The following is an 18,024-nucleotide window of genomic DNA, read 5'->3' as shown; positions in this document are numbered from 1 at the left end:
AATGTTCTAATTGAACAAAAGCTGACGTTGAAAGGAGTATTTTTTAATGCCACATACTTCTGATAATGATAAAAAGGCAAAAGACAATAATGCATTGCGTCATGAAAAGAACATGATGCGTGAAAAAAACCGCAAAAAAGGCAAACATCAATATAGTAAAAAGACAGACCATCTGTAAGAAGATGGTTGCTAGATGAATACGAAAAAAGAGCTGCCAGATTTTAAGGCAGTTCTTTTTGATTGAGACTCTAGTTCAGTTTTTGTATATCTCTATCTTCTGTAAAGTGATGGAAATTAGTTTTTTGTTCCCTTTTGACTTCTTCTACTGTCGAAACAGGCTCTAAGACGAGCACCTCCTGAATTCCTAGATCTTTTCTAAAGAAAAAGGGCATCCCAAAGCTATAACCACTTTGAAATCCCCTATTTAACCTACATTTTAATTTTTTTGATTATCTTCCTTTAAATATGTCCAGCCTTCTTCTTGGTATACTTTATTTTCTTTCATTAGTCTCCCAAGTGCTCGTTTAAACGAACCTTTGCTTAAATTAAAGCGTTCCTTTATATCCTCTGGCATACTCTTGTCTCCATAAGGCATTGCGCCTTTTCGAGTTATTAAATAATCCAAAATTAGTTGGGAATCTTTATCAAGCGCTTCTTCTTTTCTTGGCAATAACGATACATTTACTGTTCCATCAAGCTTAACATCTATGATGCGCCCATTTACTTTTTCCCCTAATCTTGGTTCCTTGCCTCGCTCAGATTCATGGATAAATCCTTTATAGCCTTCTGCTGTATAAATCCAGCTTCCTACTTTTGCTGTTCGATAAATGTACCCATGAATATTTTTATTAAAATCTTCTCTTGTTGCTTTTGCTGCCATCTCTTCAATAACAGGATCTGTTGCTGGTTTTACATATAAATAGTTATTCTTATTTACCTTTAATGTTATATAAAGCATATCGCCCACTTCTGGCCATACCTCTTCATGTACTGGTAAATCATCTTCTCCTAACAGCATGTCCTTTTTCAACCCAATATCAAAGAAACAGCCAATTCCTTCTTTGCGGTCTGTTACTTTCACCCAGTCGTATTTACCAACCGCAATAGATGGAATAAAGGTACTTGAGCAAGCTCTTCCCTGTGAATCACTGTAAATAAAAACGCGGACTTCATCACCTTCTTCAAATTTCTGATCAGTTTCACTAAAGTGTAAAAGCACATCCTCGTCTTCCTCTTCAATTGTCAAAAAATACCCAAAAGATGCAATCCTAGCCACTGTTAATATTTCTACACGCCCCATATAATCTCTTAACGACATTTAGTTTCCTCCTTAAATTCTTGTCTATTTTCAACTTTACTCTATATTCTGCCATCCTAATTATTCCCTTATTAACGAATACTTCATGCCTAAAGTTGTTACAACTGCTTAATTTTACTATAATACAAGCATAAAAGAAATTGGATTTACTACAGATGCTTTTAATTCGTGTTAAATTCCAATTAATCAGGAGGTAAATATGGCAAAAGAAAGTTCATTTGACATTGTATCCAAGGTAGATTTTTCGGAGGTAACGAATGCTGTCCAGCTTGCAATGAAAGAGATTCAAAATCGCTATGATTTTAAAGGGAGCAAAAGTAATGTGACGCTGGACAAAGAAGAACTGGTTCTTGTTTCAGATGATGAATATAAATTAGAACAGCTAAAAGATGTCCTTATTAGCAAAATGTTTAAACGTGGTATTCCTATTAAAAACTTAGATTATGGCAAAATCGAAGGTGCTTCCGGCGGTACAGTTCGTCAAAGAGCGAAATTAGTGCAGGGAATTGATAGAGATAATGCCAAAATTATTAATACATTAATTAAAAACAGTGGCTTAAAAGTGAAAACTCAACAACAGGATGATCAAATTCGGGTTACTGCTAAAAGCCGTGATGATTTACAAAAAATTATTGCTGCTGTGAAAGATGAATCAAAAATTACGATTGATGTACAGTTTGTCAATTATCGTTAATTAGAAATAACAACGAACACCAAGCTGGTCAACGCCACTTTTCTTTCAGCACAAGATATTTATGGTGTTCATCATGTGTATGAACACCACTTTTCTTTCAAAACAAGGTATTTATGGTGTTCATCATGCGGATGAACACCACTTTTCTTTCAAAACAAGATAATTATGGTGTTCATTAAACAAAGGAACGCCACTTTAATCAAAAACTTTCATCATGCTTACCCCTTCTTTTCCACAACTCCATATCACTCAACCCTATTTTTACCATGTTTATTTAAAAGAATTTGGGAAAAATAAGTAAACATGTACAGAATTAGAAGGAGTGATTGAATTGACTAATAGTAATAAGGAACAATTACAACAAACATTTCCACCACAGCATCAAGATCAGCAGCCAGGCATTCAGACAGAGATGAATCCTATACCTAAAGATGTCGATCCCTCTTATAAAGGCTCTGAAAAATTAAAAGGAAAAACTGCTATCATCACTGGAGGCGATAGTGGAATCGGCCGTTCTGTTGCTATCTATTATGCAAAAGAAGGTGCTGATATCACTATCGTATACTTAGATGAGCATGACGATGCCCAAAAGACGAAAGAATTAGTTGAAGCTGAAGGAGTAAAGTGCTTACTGCTTGCTGGAGATATTGGTGATGAAGGCTTCTGTAAAGAGGTTGTAAAAAAGACCGTTTCAGAATTTGGCAAGGTTAATATTCTCGTAAATAATGCTGCAGAGCAACATCCACAATCAAGCATTCTAGATATCACGTCAGAACAATTAGAAAAAACTTTCCGCACCAATATTTTCTCAATGTTTCACTTAACAAAAGCCACTCTGCCCCACTTACAAAAAGGAGATGCGATTATTAATACAACGTCTATTACTGCGTATAAAGGTAATGAGACATTAATTGATTATTCCGCAACAAAAGGAGCTATTACGGCTTTCACTCGCTCCTTATCAGGCTCTCTTGCGGAACAAGGGATTCGAGTCAACGGGGTAGCACCAGGACCAATTTGGACTCCACTTATCCCATCTACTTTTGATAGTGAGCAAGTTGCTTCATTTGGAGGAAATACTCCTTTTAAACGCGCTGGCCAACCTTGTGAACTTGCCCCAGCGTATGTATATTTAGCCAGCAATGATTCTACCTATGTAACTGGACAGGTTATCCATGTCAACGGCGGTACGATTGTTAACGGCTAAATCTTTTCATATAAATTCACTCAGAACCGCTCGCATGCATTTTGCGAGCGGTTCTTTCTATGCAGACAATTCTCTTCTCTTCTTTTAAAATCTAGCTAATCTGGCAACACTAGTGGCAAAAGAGATAGCAAGATTACAAAGGGAGTGTGAGAAAAGTGATTGATTTAGCCTCTATTTACCATCGCAGTGGAGATAATTACTGTTATTTACAAAATAAAGACGCTCTCCATATCCGGATCCGGACAAAAAAGGCAAATGTCACTGAAATAGAATTAATCTATGGAGATCAATACGAAATAGTCGACTATCAATGGGTATCCCAGCGGTTATCGATGGAAAAAAGCGGTTCTGATTCTCTATTTGATTATTGGCATTGCACGATAACAAATAAAAAAAGAGTTCGCTATGGCTTTATTCTCCGAGATTCGGAACAGCAAGTAACTTATACAGAAAAAGGATTCTTTCCCTTTATTCCAGAAGATGCTGGCTTTTACTTTTGCTTGCCATATCTTCACCTGAAAGACGTTTTTACTCCACCATCTTGGGTATCACAAACGATTTGGTATCAAATTTTTCCAGAGCGTTTCCGCAATGGGGATAGCTCTTTAAATCCAGTGGATACTGCACAATGGGGACAAGAGGAACCTGGCTTATATAATTTCTTCGGCGGAGACCTTCAAGGCATTATGGACGCCCTAGACTATCTTACAGACCTTGGAATTACAGGGATTTATCTTACTCCTATTTTTCACGCTGAAAGCAATCATAAATACGATACGATTAACTATTTAGAAGTAGACCCGCAATTTGGCGATAAGGAGATGCTTAAGAACCTTGTGAAAGAATGTCATAATCGTGGAATTCGAGTGATGCTTGATGCCGTTTTTAATCATTGCGGCTATCATTTCCCGCCCTTTCAAGATGTGCTAAAGAATGAAGAGCGTTCACGCTATAAAGATTGGTTCCATATCCATAAATTCCCTTTAAAAGAGAATGACATGCTGCATTATGAAACATTCGGTTTCTATGAAGCTATGCCTAAATTTAATACAGCCAATCCAGAAGTAAAAGAATATCTACTTCATGTAGCGGAATATTGGATTACAGAATGTGATATTGATGGCTGGCGCTTAGATGTTGCCAATGAGATTGACCATGAATTTTGGCGTTCCTTCCGATCTGTTGTAAAATCATTAAAGCCTGACATTTTTATTCTCGGGGAAATTTGGCATGATTCCTTACCATGGTTAAGAGGAGATCAATTTGATTCGGTGATGAATTATCCATTACTAACAAAAGCATTGCAATTTTTTGCATATGATATGATTTCTCCTCAACAATTTATGGAAGAAATGACTACAACCTTACTGGCCTATCCAGATACAGTCAATAATGTATTGTTTAATATTATCGGCAGTCATGACACGCCGCGAATCCTTCATGAATGCAGTTACCGGAAAGAACGTGTGAAGCTTTTATTTACTTTTCTTTTCACCTACCCTGGCACCCCTTGTATATATTATGGAGATGAAATCGGCTTAGGTGGCGGCAGCGATCCTGGATGTCGAAAATGTATGCTTTGGAATACAGAAGTACATGATACGGAGCTAAAAGAATTTGTTAAGCGATTGATTCAAGTACGCAAACAAAGTTCCCTTCTTATCAATAATGGCACTTTTTATTTTTTATCCCAGTCTGATTCCTGTTTAGCCTATTATACAAAAGAAGAAGATGAAATTCTTTTAACCGTTATTAATAAGAGTGACAAGGAAGCACAATTTCTTCTACCTTTTCCATTACGCAGAAAAAAAATCTCTCTTTTATTAACAGAAGAAGAGTATGCTGCTGAATCAGATGATCTTGCCGTAATACTAGGACCATATGAATGTAGTATCCTTCGTTTCAATATGAATTATAAATATATCCATATAAGGTAATCTATCAGGTGAACATCGATTAAGATGATCACCTGATTCTTTTTTCCAAGAAATGAAAAATAATGATTGTTTCCTGCCTTTGAACGTACTATATTTACTATTATATCGAATTGTTACAATTGTCAGGGGGAAACAAAGTGAATCAGCAATCAACACCTAAATCCATTGGGATTCCACTCCTTATATCGATTATCGCTATCTCGTTTTCTGCGATTTTCGTAAAATGGTCGGAAGCACCTGCCACTATTTTAAGTATGTACAGAATGTGGCTTGCCTGTCTTATTATGATTCCTATGGTCTACATCCATCGAAATGATTTCAAAAAACTAACAAAAGGAGATTGGGCATTCTTATTTTTCTCAGGCTCTTTTTTGGCCTTACATTTTGCCCTATGGTTTAGTTCTCTTAAGTTTACTACTGTAGCCAGCTCTACGATTATATTGGCTTTACAGCCTATTGTTTCTCTCCTTGGCGGGTTTATTTTCTTTCGGGAAAGAACTACCTCTACAGCTATTATGACTATGGGGATTGCCATTATTGGGGCGATGATGATTGGCTGGGGAGATATTGGATTAGACAGCAATGCTATTATAGGGGATCTTCTTTCCTTCTTAAGTGTAATTGCTGTAGTCGGCTACTTATTAATCGGCCAAAATATTATCAAAAAAATGACCCACTGGATCTATACCTTTACTGTTTTCTTTTTTGCTGCCTGTTTGTTAACCGTTTATAATCTACTGGCTGGCGAAGCGTTAACTGGCTATTCTGGCAGAGAATGGGGCATCTTTGTTTTGCTTGCAATTGTTCCGACACTTGCACATGTCATTAATAATTGGTTACTTAATTATATTAATGCAACTACTATTTCCATGAGTATTCTCGGTGAGCCAGTCGGAGCTACGCTTTTAGCTGTTTTACTATTAAATGAGCAATTAATCCTCACACAACTTTTAGGTGGATTACTCGTTTTGTTCGGGGTGTTCTTTTTCCTCCTACAAAAGCAACCTAAATCTACCATTACACAAGAAAAACCAATTGGTTAGATGAGCAAGAAAACAGTAAGACTAAAACATAATCAAATATAATTTATAAAAGGCGAGCTATTCAATATATTTAAGTGTAATAGTTAATAGTGTAAATCTTAGGCTGGAATATTATTCCGGTCTTTTTCATTCCAAACCCCACCAATCAATTCCTTAGAAATTGCAAAAATCTTTTCCTCTTCTGCATATTCCTAGTAAAACAGCAGACACTACTTTAAGCATCTATCAAATTTCCAATTAGAAGATTCCTTTTTCATGTTAAAAGAAAATCTATCTTTAAGTCAGTTATTTGCCACTATTATAGGCTTTAACTTAGGGACAACGCTTGTGGTGGTGCTTGGTATTACAGCAAAAGAGGATGCATGGATTACCATACTTCTATCTACCATAACCGGCTTAATTGTGTCTTCTTTTTTCTACATATAAATGAGCTAGTACCTTCTAAAAATTTGTTTGAAATTATTGAGTTTGGGTTCAATAGATTTATCGCAATCCCTATTACCCTTGTCTATTCCCTTTATTTTTTATCTAGCCGCAAGAACTTTCAATTGGAGAGTTTATTGAGAGAATTGATGCTCTAGCTGTTTTTATTATCATATTAGGAAAAGTTATCAAGGACTCTATCTTTATCTACTCCGGCTTAAAGGGATTAGAATATATTTTTAAACAGTCCTATCGCTTCTATGTTGTACCGATTATTTGTCTATTTCGATGTTTTCTATTTTTCATTAGTATGGAAAAAAATGACCATGTTCGAGAAGGTGCAGTGGTGATTCCGTATCTCTTATATATGCCTCAACAATTTGCTTTCCCTTGCTTTTTATTATTTGTTCTATTAATCAAGAAGGTTAAATCACAAAAAAATCCCTAGATAGCGAGTCATTTCTGCCAGCTAGGGATTGTTTAATTATTCACTATTTATTCGACAATATTAATCTGATAGTCTTTAAACCAATGATGGATTTGTACTAAATGGGCAAGTAATTGTGGACCTGTCATCAATTGGCCAAACCATGGTTCTTTAAATGCAGAACCTTCTGTTTCAATAATTTTAGTGAGACGTTCCTTATCAAAGAACTCATATAAAACAGAACTTTTATCCGTTAAAGCGCTTTTCAGCATATTCGTTACTGTTTTTGTGTAAATAGGATTATGTGTTTTAGGATATGGACTTTTTTTGCGATAGAGCACTTCATCTGGGAGGATTCCTTCTAACGCTTTCCGTAATAACCCTTTCTCTCTTCCCATGTAATTCTTCATTTCCCATGGTACATTCCACACATATTCAACTAAGCGATGGTCAGCAAATGGGACACGTACCTCTAGGCTTGCTCCCATACTCATTCTATCTTTCCGCTCTAATAAAGTAGTCATAAACCATAATTGGTTGAGATAAAACAATTCTCGACGCTTAGCATCGTCTTTACTTTCTCCCGCTAACTTTGGTGTTTCTGCAATGGTTTGATTATATTTATCCATCATATAATCTTCTAATTGCAATTTATTACTCCATGAATCTTTCAATAAGTTTTGTCGTTCTTGAATCGATCTCATCCATGGGAAGCCTCCTCTTTGCAAATCAGCCTCTCTTCTAAACCATGGATAGCCTCCAAAAATTTCATCTGCACATTCCCCAGATAAACTAACGACAAAATCCTTCTTTATTTCTCGGCAGAACCATAAAAGGGAAGAATCTACATCCGCCATACCAGGCACATCTCTGACTGTTACTGCCTCATGTAAAAATTCAGCCAATGTTTCTTGGGTGATGATACAGTTATGGTGAATGGTTCCAAATGTATCTGTCATTTTTTTTATATAGACACCATCTGAATTTGGCTGAAATTCATTTGCTTTAAAGAACTTATCATTGCCTTCATAATCGATGGAATACGTATGAAGCGGTCCTTTCCCTGTTCTTTCATATTCCATGGAAGCAATTGCTGTAATAGCACTTGAATCGACTCCACCTGAAAGAAACGTGCTTAATGGTACATCTGATACTAATTGTCTTGTCACAGCATCTTTAAAAAGAAATCGCACTTTTTCGACCGTTTCCTCAAAGCTATCCGTATGTTCTTCACTCTTCACATTCCAATAACGCCATACTTTAAGTCCATCCTGGGTAAACTTTAATGCATGCCCTGGCCGAAGCTCTTTAATCCCTTTGAAAATACCGCTTCCTGGTGTATGAGAGGGTCCAAGTGCAAACACCTCAGCTAACCCTTCTCTATCCAGCTCTGCTTTCACATTTGGATGGGCTAGCAATGCTTTCAATTCAGATCCAAAAATAAAACCAGTGCTAATTTCCATGTAAAATAATGGTTTCACTCCTAAACGATCTCTTCCAATAAATAAGGAGTTTCGTTTCTCATCCCAAACAGCAAAGGCAAATATCCCGTTTAAGTACTGCAGACAATCTTCTCCCCACTCAATATAGGAAGTAAGTAAAACTTCTGTATCAGAATGACCTTGAAATGAATATCCTTTTATTAGTAATTCTTTTCTTATGTCTTCGGTATTATACAACTCACCATTGTAGCAAATAGTGTAGTGAAATCCTTGTTTTTCTTTTGTCATTGGTTGAATACCATTTAGCGGATCTACTACCACTAAGCGTTTATGACCGAATCCTGCATGTAATGCAGTCCAAACATTAGTATCATCAGGGCCTCTTTTTGCCAATGTTTCAGCCATAGCCGATAAAATTTCCGATTCGTTTCTTAAATCTTTTTTGTAATCAACCCAACCTGTTATTCCACACATGATTATCATCCTTTCTTTCGTGGAACTTATGATTAGATACCAATCAATCAGTATGAGGTATTCTATGCACCAAATCAAAAATGGTTATTTGTCCATAACAGGTTTATCATTTGTTCCATTCAAAAAAGAGAAATTAATCGTTTTCAATGTTTTAATGAAGGAAAAAGAAGGATTAGTTATAAAATTTTGTTTATCTGTCTAAAAAGAATTTATGGGCGTGTAATCTTTGGGAGGTTTACAATGAACAATCAGCATAGATCAAAACTTATTGAATTTCAAACACGTGCCTTTACGAAAGGTACAGTCGAATATATAAATAATCAATGGATTTTTTTTGATGAAGAAACAGAAGAAGCAGCGATGCTGGATGAATATTTGCATCAAGAAATTGAGATTCGTACTTTCAATCGCTGGCGAAAAGGTATTCTCCTGGAGGATGGCAAAGTAAATGTTTCTGGTACCATTCATTTTCTAGAGCATGAAGACCCTATCCGCATAAGAAAACACCTTGTGTTTGCTTTAGAAGAATTATTAGACGACTTAAGCGACGATAGTTTTTATCAATTTATCACTACTTTAAATTCGATGAAGTTCTCCATATATGATTGTATATACTGTTATAATCATCTTACTTTTTTAAAGGAGGAAAAGCGAAAGAATGGGGTTAATATGATGATTTTTGATAATGAAGAAGGACTTTGTAGTGTTAATCATCATTTCTTTTATAATGAAAAAAGCACAGATCGCTTTGAATTCACCTTAAATACTGGGAAACGAATGATTGTGGAAAAATTAACTTCTTAAAAAGTGATATGGGTAGACTGTCGGCAGAATAAATGACTGCCGACAGTTTTTACTGTCTGATGAGCAAAAAGAAGTCTCCTTATTTCCACCCAAAAACAACTTCTGTTAATTTTTTGCCGCCAATTTCCGCTTCTTCTGTTCCGATTTTTTTCCCGCCAATGGCTTCATAAAACTTACAAGCTGGATTCTCTGATATAGCCAAAATAACCATCGGGAAAAGCCCGAGTTCTTTTAAATATTCCATTACTTTTTTTACTAACAAGCTTCCTATCCCTTGTCCTTGAAAGGCTTCCAAAAGGTAGATGGCGTATAACTCGCCAACATAACCTGGATATTGTCCACTTCTTTCTTTTCCGCCATTAGCGAAACCTATAATTTCTCCAGTTTCATTTTCAGCAACAAAGACACTTCCAGTCGGGATTGCTTTCTTCCATATCTCTTCTCTTTCCTCATAATTAAGCCTTTCTAAAAATAAATCTGGAACTATTCCTTTATAAGTAGTGCGCCAACTATCTACATGTACCTTTGCAATCCTTTTGGCATCCTCATCCTTCGCTTTTCTAATAATCATCTGTGCTCTCCTTTCTTCCTTCTATTTGGAGGGATTTCTTCACTTCCCATTTTTCATGCCAAGTTACTTCAACTCCAATTGAACCTGTTTGTATCCACTCTATTGCCTTTAGTACAAGTGGAGAAGCATAATGAATGGATAAATCGTTTTATTAACACCATACACGCCAAACGGTCGATGAAACTTTCTCACTTCTTCTTTCAATCCTATCCCCCTATTCATTTGATTGCACTCTTTCTAAATATAATTAACTTGATTTTATCAGAATTCAAAAGCTTACTCCATTCTCTAAAATCAACTGCTATTGTTATAGTCATCATGTTTCCAAAACGAAGGTAGCCATCTCCCATGTGTCCATTATTTCTTCAAAAAAGCAAAAAAAGCATAAGGAAGTCTATTCTATCCTTACGCTTTAAGCATTCTACTTATATAGCCATACAACCATCTCACATTCTCCTCTATTTCCCCAGGAATAATAAGGAATGAGTGTAAGTTCTTTTTTTTCTATATTCCCCTTGAAATTAAATTGGTATAATGTTTCTTGCCAACTTTTATCGACTAGTTCATGATCTGCTTCTACCATAAGTTGGGTAATTCCATTTAATATATCTGGCTGATAGCATACCTTTGCCCGCTCAAGATTTTTGGGATTGACATGATAGGTTTGTAATTTCTCTTCATTATCTATCGATTCTGCACAGTAAACAAAAGGACCTCTTTGTATAGCTATACGATTAACATCGGCAACTACGTTAGGATTTGCTGTGACAGCCAATACTGGTGTCTCAAAGACAAGTTCCACTATTTCTCCATTCCACTTCCTTTTTAATTCCACATAACCATCAATCAAATTCATTTCGACTGGAATTCCTTCCACATATAGTAACGGATTTTTTAACCACTGGGGAATACGAATTTTTAAAGTAGCGAATTGCCCATCCGTTTTGAGGTGATATTTCACTCTATTTTGCTTCGGAAATTCTGTCATTTGCTCTAAAGAGCCTCCGGGAAAGTCTAGCTTACTAGCAACAAATAGATTGCTGTAAATGATTTGTCCTTCTTCATCCCATGTATAAAAGTAACGCTGTATCGAACCGATTGTTCGAGCAAAATTTGGAGGACAGCAAGCACAACCAAGCCAATTTGGCCGCTGGGACTTCACATGCCCTTGTCCAGGATTTTTCTTACTTATAGACGGATATACTTCTAGTGGATTCACATAGAAAAAATGTTTCCCCTCAATAGATGCTCCAGAGAGAACACCATTATATAATGCTCGTTCCATAATTTCTATGTATTCTGCCTTTGGTTCTATTTTAAACATCTCATACGCAAAATAAATAAGAGCGATGGATGCACATGTCTCACAATACATGGTGTCATTCGGCAAATCATATTCACCTGTAAATGCCTCCCCATGTACAGTGGAACCAACACCTGCAGTTATGTACATCTTTTTCGAGATAACGTCCCGCCAAATTTCTTTACAAGCCATAAATAGTTGTTCATCGTTTGAATGTTTTGCAATTCTTGCCATCCCAGTTGCCATATACAACATTCGAACAGCATGCCCTACTGCTTTTGTCTGTTTTTTGGGCTGAGTATATGCTTGTAAATACTTTAAATCAATCTTTGGATAATCATTTGTTATTCCGTCTTTATTGTTTTGCTCTACTTGCTTGTCATAGAATAATGGATCTTTTCCCCTCACATCTATAAAGAAGACTGCTAAATCTAAATATTTCTTCTTCCCAGTAAACTCATATAACTTTGCTAACGCCAGTTCAATTTCTTGGTGACCATCAGCTCCCTGTATTTTTCCTTCTTCATAACCAAAATGCTTTGCGATATTGTCTACTACTTTTAATGCAATCTGCAATAGTTCTCTTTTCCCTGTAGCTTCTGTATAGCCTATAGCCGCTTCCATTAAGTGTCCAGCGCAATATAATTCATGACTATAGTGCAGCTCACGATATTTTCTATTAGGAAATTTCACTTGAAAAAAAGTTTGTAAATAGCCATCTTTTTCTTGTGCCTTGCCAATTAAATCGATGACACTGTCAGCAAGCTCCTCTAATTCCTTATCTGGAGAAATTTGCAAACTGTAAGAAACTGCTTCTAGCCATTTGTACACATCACTATCTTGAAAGAACCATCCGTAATGTTCTCCATCTTTTAATCCAGCTGCTATACGAAAATTTTCGAGAGCATTGCTTTTCTCTGCTGGTAAACTCTCATCCTCCCTTTCCCGCTCAATATTAATATCCATATCGTTATCCATCACTTTATATTGAAAGGGAATTGTCTTGTTCTTAATATTTTTGACATAATAATTCCAAAATATATCCTTTATATGCACCTTGTTTATGGCAAATTCTCTTAACAATTTAATTCCTCCATTCTTTTCTGATATCGCTTACAATAGTTTAACTGGTTTCGTTCATGATGTAAGTAGGATAACAAATAGATGTGGTGGACATAAACTAGATGATCATGCTACCATATCTTCAAAAGGAGGAAAAAAGATGCCAGCAACGTATATATATTCCCATCTAAAAGGAGCGGTACCCTTTCATTCAGCTGGTTTATTTGTATCAGATGTTTCATGGTCTCATGCACCAAGAAGAAATCCAAATGAAGAAATTATCCTATGTATTTCCGGTACTCTTTATTTAGAGGTAGATAATACCGCATATGAATTAAAAGAAAATGAATTTCTTTTCATTCCTGCCAACACATCTTTTAAAGGTAATAAACCCTCAGAAAAAGGCCTGTCCTTTTATTGGTTCCACTTTTATCTCCCTCAAGGAAAAGAGACTGTTTCAGATCCCTTCGTACGAAAAAGCTCTACTCCAGAAATATATTTACCTTTGTATTCATCTGAAATGAATCTTTGTAAAACCATCATTTTGTTAAATCAATTAATCGCAAGCATGAAATCATCTCAAACAAATAATGGATTTCTAGATTATTTAGTAACAGCAATTCTGCTAGAACTTAGTGAGGAAGCCCGTAGTGTCTATGAAGATACCGAAGAGAGGGAACCACATAATCGTTTCTTACACTATGTAAAAGAATGGATTCGGATGAACAGCAATCACCCCTTAACAATTGAAGAGATCGCCAATCATTTTGGATATAATAAAGCTTACTTATCACATACTTTTTCCAAAAATACCGGGACAACGATCAGCCAATTTATTCTTCAAGTTAGAATGGAGAAGGCAAAATCATTATTATTGAATACGAATGATACTGTTACAAAAGTTGCTGCCGATTGTGGTTTTAAAGATGAGAAATATTTTATGAGAGTATTTAAGCAAACAGAAAACATGACACCAACTGCTTTCCGTTCTGCTTTAAGGCATATTAAATTAAATAATACTTAAGATAACAATACTATAAACTTAACAAACTTTATCAATAAAAATATTAACATTAATATTAATCACCCCTTACACTAAAAGAAAACATTTACAGAGGTTAATTTACATGTTATTTTTTGTATAAGAAGGAAACTTTATAGTTAATTAAACATACTGAAAGAAGGGGTCTATATGCAATTGGGGATCGATAAATCCTCTTTAGTCGTGTACGAAGCTTTAGCAAGTGAAGTTCGAATGACAATTATTCAGTTACTGTCTAAAAATAAAATGAATATAAAAGAGCTTGCCAAAGAATTGGGCATCAGCAGTGCTATTGTAACAAAGCATGTAAAAAAATTAGAAGATGCAGGTCTAATAAAGACCGAAAAGGTTCCAGGGAAGTCTGGCTTACAGAAAATTTCCATGTTAAAAGTGGACCACATTGAAATCAACTTTCCGAAGAAAATCTATCATTCTTTTGCTTCTTACGAAACTTCTGTTCCAATTGGTCATTATACTGATTATGATTTAAAGCCAACCTGTGGATTAGCTTCAGAAAAGGATTTTATTGGCAGAGTAGATGAACCGAAGCTCTTTATGGATCCAAAAAGAGTGGAAGCAGAAATTTTGTGGTTTACTCAAGGCTTTATCCAATACACCATCCCAAACTTTTTAAAAAAGGAAGAAAAAATCCAGCAATTTGAAATTAGTTTAGAAGTATGTTCAGAATTTCCATTTTCTAATGATAATTGGCCTTCTGATATTACCTTTTCACTAAATGGGCTAGAACTTGGAACCTGGAGAAGCCCTGGCGACTTTGCAGATACACGAGGTAAACTTACTCCTGAATGGTGGCCGCATAATTTAAATCAATATGGACTTCTTAAAACACTGCGAATTACAAACCATGGTACATATATTGATGGAGATCCGATATCCGCCATTACCATTAATGAATTGGATGACAACTGTGATCGCTGGACATTTCGACTTGAAGTGAAAGAAGATGCTGAATATGTTGGAGGTGCCACTATTTTTGGGAAAAAATTCGGGAATCACCCACAGGACATTATTTTCAAAGTCTATTATTTATAAGAGAAGGATTTACTTTAATAAGTTGGGAAACAGTGACTTGTTTCCCTTACCTTCCTCGTTTCTTCCTTTAACGATAAAAAAAGTCCTCTATTATTAATAGAAGACTTTCTTTCAAACCTATTCATTCAGCCATTTATCGGCAGCAAAAACAATTCCTGCCCTTTTTCTCGCTACTGTAAGAATCTCTATCACTTGAAGACTATGTTCTAGCCTTTTTAGCATTTCACTTTTGTTTTTCTCGCGTATTATTTTTTCAAATGCCACGAACTCTTCATACATTCGATGATTATGCTCATTTTTATTTATCTTCTCTTCTACATTACTAGCATTGCTGATAATAAATGAATCTATACTGTTAACAGGTCCATCAACTGTCAAGAAGCCATTATCGCCTTGAATAGTCGCAAATGATGCTCCCCAGCTATCTTTTGAACCTATACATATCGCTTTAAAGCGCTCATACTCTAAAATCAAGACTCCAGAAGTATCAATCCCTCGTGACAAATTGGGATAATACTGCACCTCCATTGGTTTTCCGAATAACCCAACAACGAAATGAATATTATAACTATTAATATCCATCAAGGCGCCACCCGACATCTCTGGATTAAAAGCTGGTAAAATGTTCCCCTCCTTAAAAGCATCATAACGTGAGGAGTACTGAGAATAATTTGCTTCTACCACCTTGATATCTCCTAGCTTAGGCAGCAATTCTTTTATTTTTAAAAAATTCCCTCTGTATTGATTAGTAATTGCTTCTATTAAATAAAGATCATTCTTTTGGGCGATCCTTTCTAATTCCTTCAATTCATTCAAATTAGAGGTAAAAGGCTTCTCACAAATTACATGTTTTCTGGCTTCTAAAGCTAGTTTTGTATAGGAATAATGAAGATGATTAGGCAATGCTATGTAAACGACATCTATATCGGTATCTGCAAGCATCTCTTTATAATCCACATAAATTTTGTTTATAGGATATTCCTTTTGTAAGTCTAACAAAAATTCTTTTTTATTGGGTCTTCCAAAAATCGCCATCAAGTCAATTTGTGGTATAGATTTAAGCATAGGTAATAAATCTTGAACAATCTTTCCTGCTCCCACTATTCCAAGTTTCATTTTATTTACATCCCTTCATTCCCTCTTCTAAAATTGCCAATTGTAATAGCGTTTCCTCATCTTTTATTATTTTTTCTTCCCCATAGATGATTGTATTATACATTCCATCATACACTCGCCCATAATCCCCTGCCTCTGACACAACTTTTTCTTCATGGTAATTTCCATTCTCATCTATATAAGTTAGGGTGCCATAATGTTCTGGTTGGTCTACCCCAAAACCCTCTCCATCAGGCATATAGAAAAGTTTTAAATGTTCCTCTTGTCTATCTTTCGAATGTTTAATGAAGCTTCCCTTCTTACCGTAAACAACAAAGCTTGGTCTTTCTTTTAGACGGAAGTAACTTGACTTAATTGAAACCTTTAACTGATCATAATAAAAGTCTAAATCAAAATAGTCATTCATTCGTCCTTGACCTAATAATTGTCGTACATCATAATGAACATGCTGCGGTTTTCCAAAATAAGATATGACCTGGTCGATCGTATGGGTACCATGTCCGTACATAAAGCTGCGATAATTATTATAAACCTGGACTGTTTCTGGCACTTCTGGTCGATAATAGTCATAATTCAATTCTACTTCTAATAAATCTCCTAATTTACCACTCTCTATCACCTTTTTTGTTGTCAGAAAATCTGAATCATAACGGCGGTTTTGATAGCATTGAACAACAAGTCCTTTTTCTTTTGCATACAGGAATATTTCTTCGGCTTCTTCTACCGACATCATAAATGGCTTTTCCACTAGCACATGTTTATTATGATCTAAAGCTAACTTAGCAAATGCATAATGAGAGTCATGAGATGTTGTTACTACGATTAATTGAATCTCTTGATCCTTGAGTATCTCATTTAAATCCGTAGTATAATGAATATGTTTATGTTTCTTCCATGTATCATGGGCTGGATTTCTACGATAAATTGTTTTCACCTTAATATGGTCTCTTTGTAAAGTAAAAGGAAGATGATACCTATTTGTACTTTTGCCATTTCCTATGTATCCAATTGTCAGCATAAAAGACACTCCTTTTTTCCTTAATGGGACCATTATAGGATGGAATAACAGAGAATTCCATGTAAAGCTTTAGCCTGAACGGATTTAGGATAAAATGTTCAAGCTTCCATCTGAAATTAAGCTGATTTAATGAACAAAATGTTCAATTTTAAAGGAGTGAGCCGATTTGTTGCTAAAACAAATTGCAAATAGAACGGATTATACAACAGCAGAAAAAAATATTGCAAAATATATTTTGGAGAATGCTAACTTAATAGAGAGAATGACAATCCAAGAGTTAGCACAAAAAACATTTACTTCCCATACTTCTATCATTCGCTTTACACAAAAGTTAGGAATGAAGGGTTTTAAAGATTTTAAAATTATGCTTGTTAAAACTATTGAGCAAAAAAACCATGTTTTATCTGAAATTAATCCCAATATCCCATTTGAAGATGATGCTTCTCTTATGAAAATCAGCCAGGATATGATGTATTTAACTCAACAGGCCATCAAAGAAAGCTATGAGCTCTTAAAGGAAGAATCCCTTTTTAAAATGACTAAGTATCTATACAATGCAAACCGTATCTTTATGTATGCTGTAGGAGATTCGCAAATTCGGGCCGAAAGTTTCCAAAATAAACTTTTGAAGATAAATAAATATGCCATAATCGCAACGGCCCGTAATGAATTTGCCAATAACACTGTTAACATTGATATAAATGACTGCGCCTTTTTTATTACTTATGAAGCTAAATCAAATGAGGACTTCATTGCTGCTCGTATATTAAAAGAAAGAAAGGTGCCGATTTTATTGCTAACCGCCTTTCCTGAAAGTAAATTAGCCAAAATGGCAGATGTTGTTTTAACCATACCAGCTTTAGAAAAGAAAGAAACATACAAAATCGCTACCTTTGCATCACAAGTATCCATTGATTATGTGCTTAATGTCTTATTTTCCAGCTTGTATCAAATAAATTACTCACAGAACAGAGAGCATCAAAGAAAAAGTACGGAATTAATAGATCGCTTTTCTTTTTAGAATATAAGAAAATCCCTTAGTCTAAATATAGTTAAACTAGAGGATTTAAAACAGCACTAGCTGCTAAGT

General features: G+C 35.3%; 18 protein-coding genes. 12 read left to right on the top strand and 6 right to left on the bottom strand.

The genetic code is table 11. The features are described 5' to 3' along the window. Positions 1-46: 46 nt before the first annotated feature. The gene (locus NSQ92_RS03615) at positions 47-178 is read left to right on the top strand and encodes a DUF3941 domain-containing protein (protein WP_082138337.1); all 132 of its coding nucleotides are present in this window, start codon (positions 47-49) and stop codon (positions 176-178) included. Positions 179-436: 258 nt separating this feature from the next. Here the strand turns inward: NSQ92_RS03615 and NSQ92_RS03610 are convergent, their stop codons facing one another. After that, positions 437-1,318 (bottom strand): CvfB family protein, encoded by an 882-nt coding sequence (locus NSQ92_RS03610; RefSeq protein ID WP_047942505.1) that lies wholly within the window; start codon positions 1,316-1,318, stop codon positions 437-439. 199 nt (positions 1,319-1,517) lie between these two features. Between NSQ92_RS03610 and NSQ92_RS03605 the strand changes: the two genes are divergently transcribed. From NSQ92_RS03605 to NSQ92_RS26780, 6 genes are all read left to right on the top strand, one after another. Further along, positions 1,518-2,012 (top strand): YajQ family cyclic di-GMP-binding protein, encoded by a 495-nt coding sequence (locus NSQ92_RS03605; protein ID WP_047943120.1) that lies wholly within the window; start codon positions 1,518-1,520, stop codon positions 2,010-2,012. 331 nt (positions 2,013-2,343) lie between these two features. Further along, a complete protein-coding gene (locus tag NSQ92_RS03600) occupies positions 2,344-3,219 on the top strand; it encodes an SDR family oxidoreductase (protein ID WP_047943119.1) in 876 nt (291 codons plus the stop codon). A gap of 158 nt (positions 3,220-3,377) precedes the next feature. Next, positions 3,378-5,156 (top strand): alpha-glycosidase, encoded by a 1,779-nt coding sequence (locus NSQ92_RS03595; protein WP_341133139.1) that lies wholly within the window; start codon positions 3,378-3,380, stop codon positions 5,154-5,156. 137 nt (positions 5,157-5,293) lie between these two features. Continuing rightward, positions 5,294-6,199 carry a DMT family transporter gene (locus NSQ92_RS03590; protein WP_047943118.1) on the top strand — a complete coding sequence of 302 codons (906 nt, stop codon included), beginning with the start codon at positions 5,294-5,296 and terminating at the stop codon, positions 6,197-6,199. A 255-nt stretch (positions 6,200-6,454) separates the two neighbouring features. Continuing rightward, on the top strand, positions 6,455-6,625 hold the full coding sequence (locus tag NSQ92_RS03585; RefSeq protein WP_172885224.1) for a GerAB/ArcD/ProY family transporter: 171 nt from the start codon (positions 6,455-6,457) through the stop codon (positions 6,623-6,625). A gap of 121 nt (positions 6,626-6,746) precedes the next feature. Beyond that, on the top strand, positions 6,747-7,070 hold the full coding sequence (locus NSQ92_RS26780; protein ID WP_445668967.1) for a GerAB/ArcD/ProY family transporter: 324 nt from the start codon (positions 6,747-6,749) through the stop codon (positions 7,068-7,070). A gap of 47 nt (positions 7,071-7,117) precedes the next feature. Here NSQ92_RS26780 and asnB read toward each other — a convergent pair whose 3' ends face one another. After that, positions 7,118-8,965: an asparagine synthase (glutamine-hydrolyzing) gene (asnB, locus tag NSQ92_RS03580; protein WP_341152381.1), complete on the bottom strand. Its 1,848-nt coding sequence runs from the start codon at positions 8,963-8,965 to the stop codon at positions 7,118-7,120. A 64-nt stretch (positions 8,966-9,029) separates the two neighbouring features. Between asnB and NSQ92_RS03575 the strand changes: the two genes are divergently transcribed. Together NSQ92_RS03575 and NSQ92_RS03570 are read left to right on the top strand one after the other, a co-directional pair. Next, positions 9,030-9,167: a hypothetical protein gene (locus NSQ92_RS03575; RefSeq protein WP_156485392.1), complete on the top strand. Its 138-nt coding sequence runs from the start codon at positions 9,030-9,032 to the stop codon at positions 9,165-9,167. A gap of 38 nt (positions 9,168-9,205) precedes the next feature. Then, positions 9,206-9,769 carry a DUF2777 domain-containing protein gene (locus NSQ92_RS03570; protein WP_047943116.1) on the top strand — a complete coding sequence of 188 codons (564 nt, stop codon included), beginning with the start codon at positions 9,206-9,208 and terminating at the stop codon, positions 9,767-9,769. A gap of 79 nt (positions 9,770-9,848) precedes the next feature. Here the strand turns inward: NSQ92_RS03570 and NSQ92_RS03565 are convergent, their stop codons facing one another. Together NSQ92_RS03565 and NSQ92_RS03560 are read right to left on the bottom strand one after the other, a co-directional pair. Further along, positions 9,849-10,340, bottom strand: coding sequence for a GNAT family N-acetyltransferase (locus NSQ92_RS03565; RefSeq protein ID WP_047943115.1), 492 nt, complete (start codon positions 10,338-10,340; stop codon positions 9,849-9,851). A gap of 421 nt (positions 10,341-10,761) precedes the next feature. Beyond that, positions 10,762-12,726 carry a glycoside hydrolase family 127 protein gene (locus tag NSQ92_RS03560; protein ID WP_341152380.1) on the bottom strand — a complete coding sequence of 655 codons (1,965 nt, stop codon included), beginning with the start codon at positions 12,724-12,726 and terminating at the stop codon, positions 10,762-10,764. Positions 12,727-12,865: 139 nt separating this feature from the next. Here NSQ92_RS03560 and NSQ92_RS03555 point away from each other — a divergent pair, with 139 nt between their 5' ends. Both NSQ92_RS03555 and NSQ92_RS03550 read left to right on the top strand, forming a co-directional pair. Then, the gene (locus NSQ92_RS03555; protein WP_047943113.1) at positions 12,866-13,729 is read left to right on the top strand and encodes an AraC family transcriptional regulator; all 864 of its coding nucleotides are present in this window, start codon (positions 12,866-12,868) and stop codon (positions 13,727-13,729) included. A gap of 168 nt (positions 13,730-13,897) precedes the next feature. Further along, entirely contained in the window at positions 13,898-14,800 is a 903-nt protein-coding gene (locus NSQ92_RS03550) for an ArsR/SmtB family transcription factor (RefSeq protein ID WP_061797481.1), read from the top strand. A 117-nt stretch (positions 14,801-14,917) separates the two neighbouring features. Here NSQ92_RS03550 and NSQ92_RS03545 read toward each other — a convergent pair whose 3' ends face one another. Both NSQ92_RS03545 and NSQ92_RS03540 read right to left on the bottom strand, forming a co-directional pair. Continuing rightward, entirely contained in the window at positions 14,918-15,916 is a 999-nt protein-coding gene (locus NSQ92_RS03545) for a Gfo/Idh/MocA family protein (RefSeq protein WP_341152379.1), read from the bottom strand. A 1-nt stretch (position 15,917) separates the two neighbouring features. Continuing rightward, a complete protein-coding gene (locus tag NSQ92_RS03540) occupies positions 15,918-16,934 on the bottom strand; it encodes a Gfo/Idh/MocA family oxidoreductase (protein ID WP_095320246.1) in 1,017 nt (338 codons plus the stop codon). 166 nt (positions 16,935-17,100) lie between these two features. Between NSQ92_RS03540 and NSQ92_RS03535 the strand changes: the two genes are divergently transcribed. After that, complete coding sequence (locus tag NSQ92_RS03535; RefSeq protein ID WP_144545322.1) at positions 17,101-17,955, top strand: SIS domain-containing protein; 855 nt, start codon at positions 17,101-17,103, stop codon at positions 17,953-17,955. Positions 17,956-18,024: the final 69 nt, after the last annotated feature.

It is taken from the genome of Niallia sp. FSL M8-0099 (assembly GCF_038006945.1).
GTDB classification, from domain to species: Bacteria; Bacillota; Bacilli; order Bacillales; family Cytobacillaceae; genus Niallia; species Niallia circulans.
The sequence above is the reverse complement of the archived record's forward strand: the minus strand, read 5'-3'. Positions and strand labels throughout refer to the sequence as shown.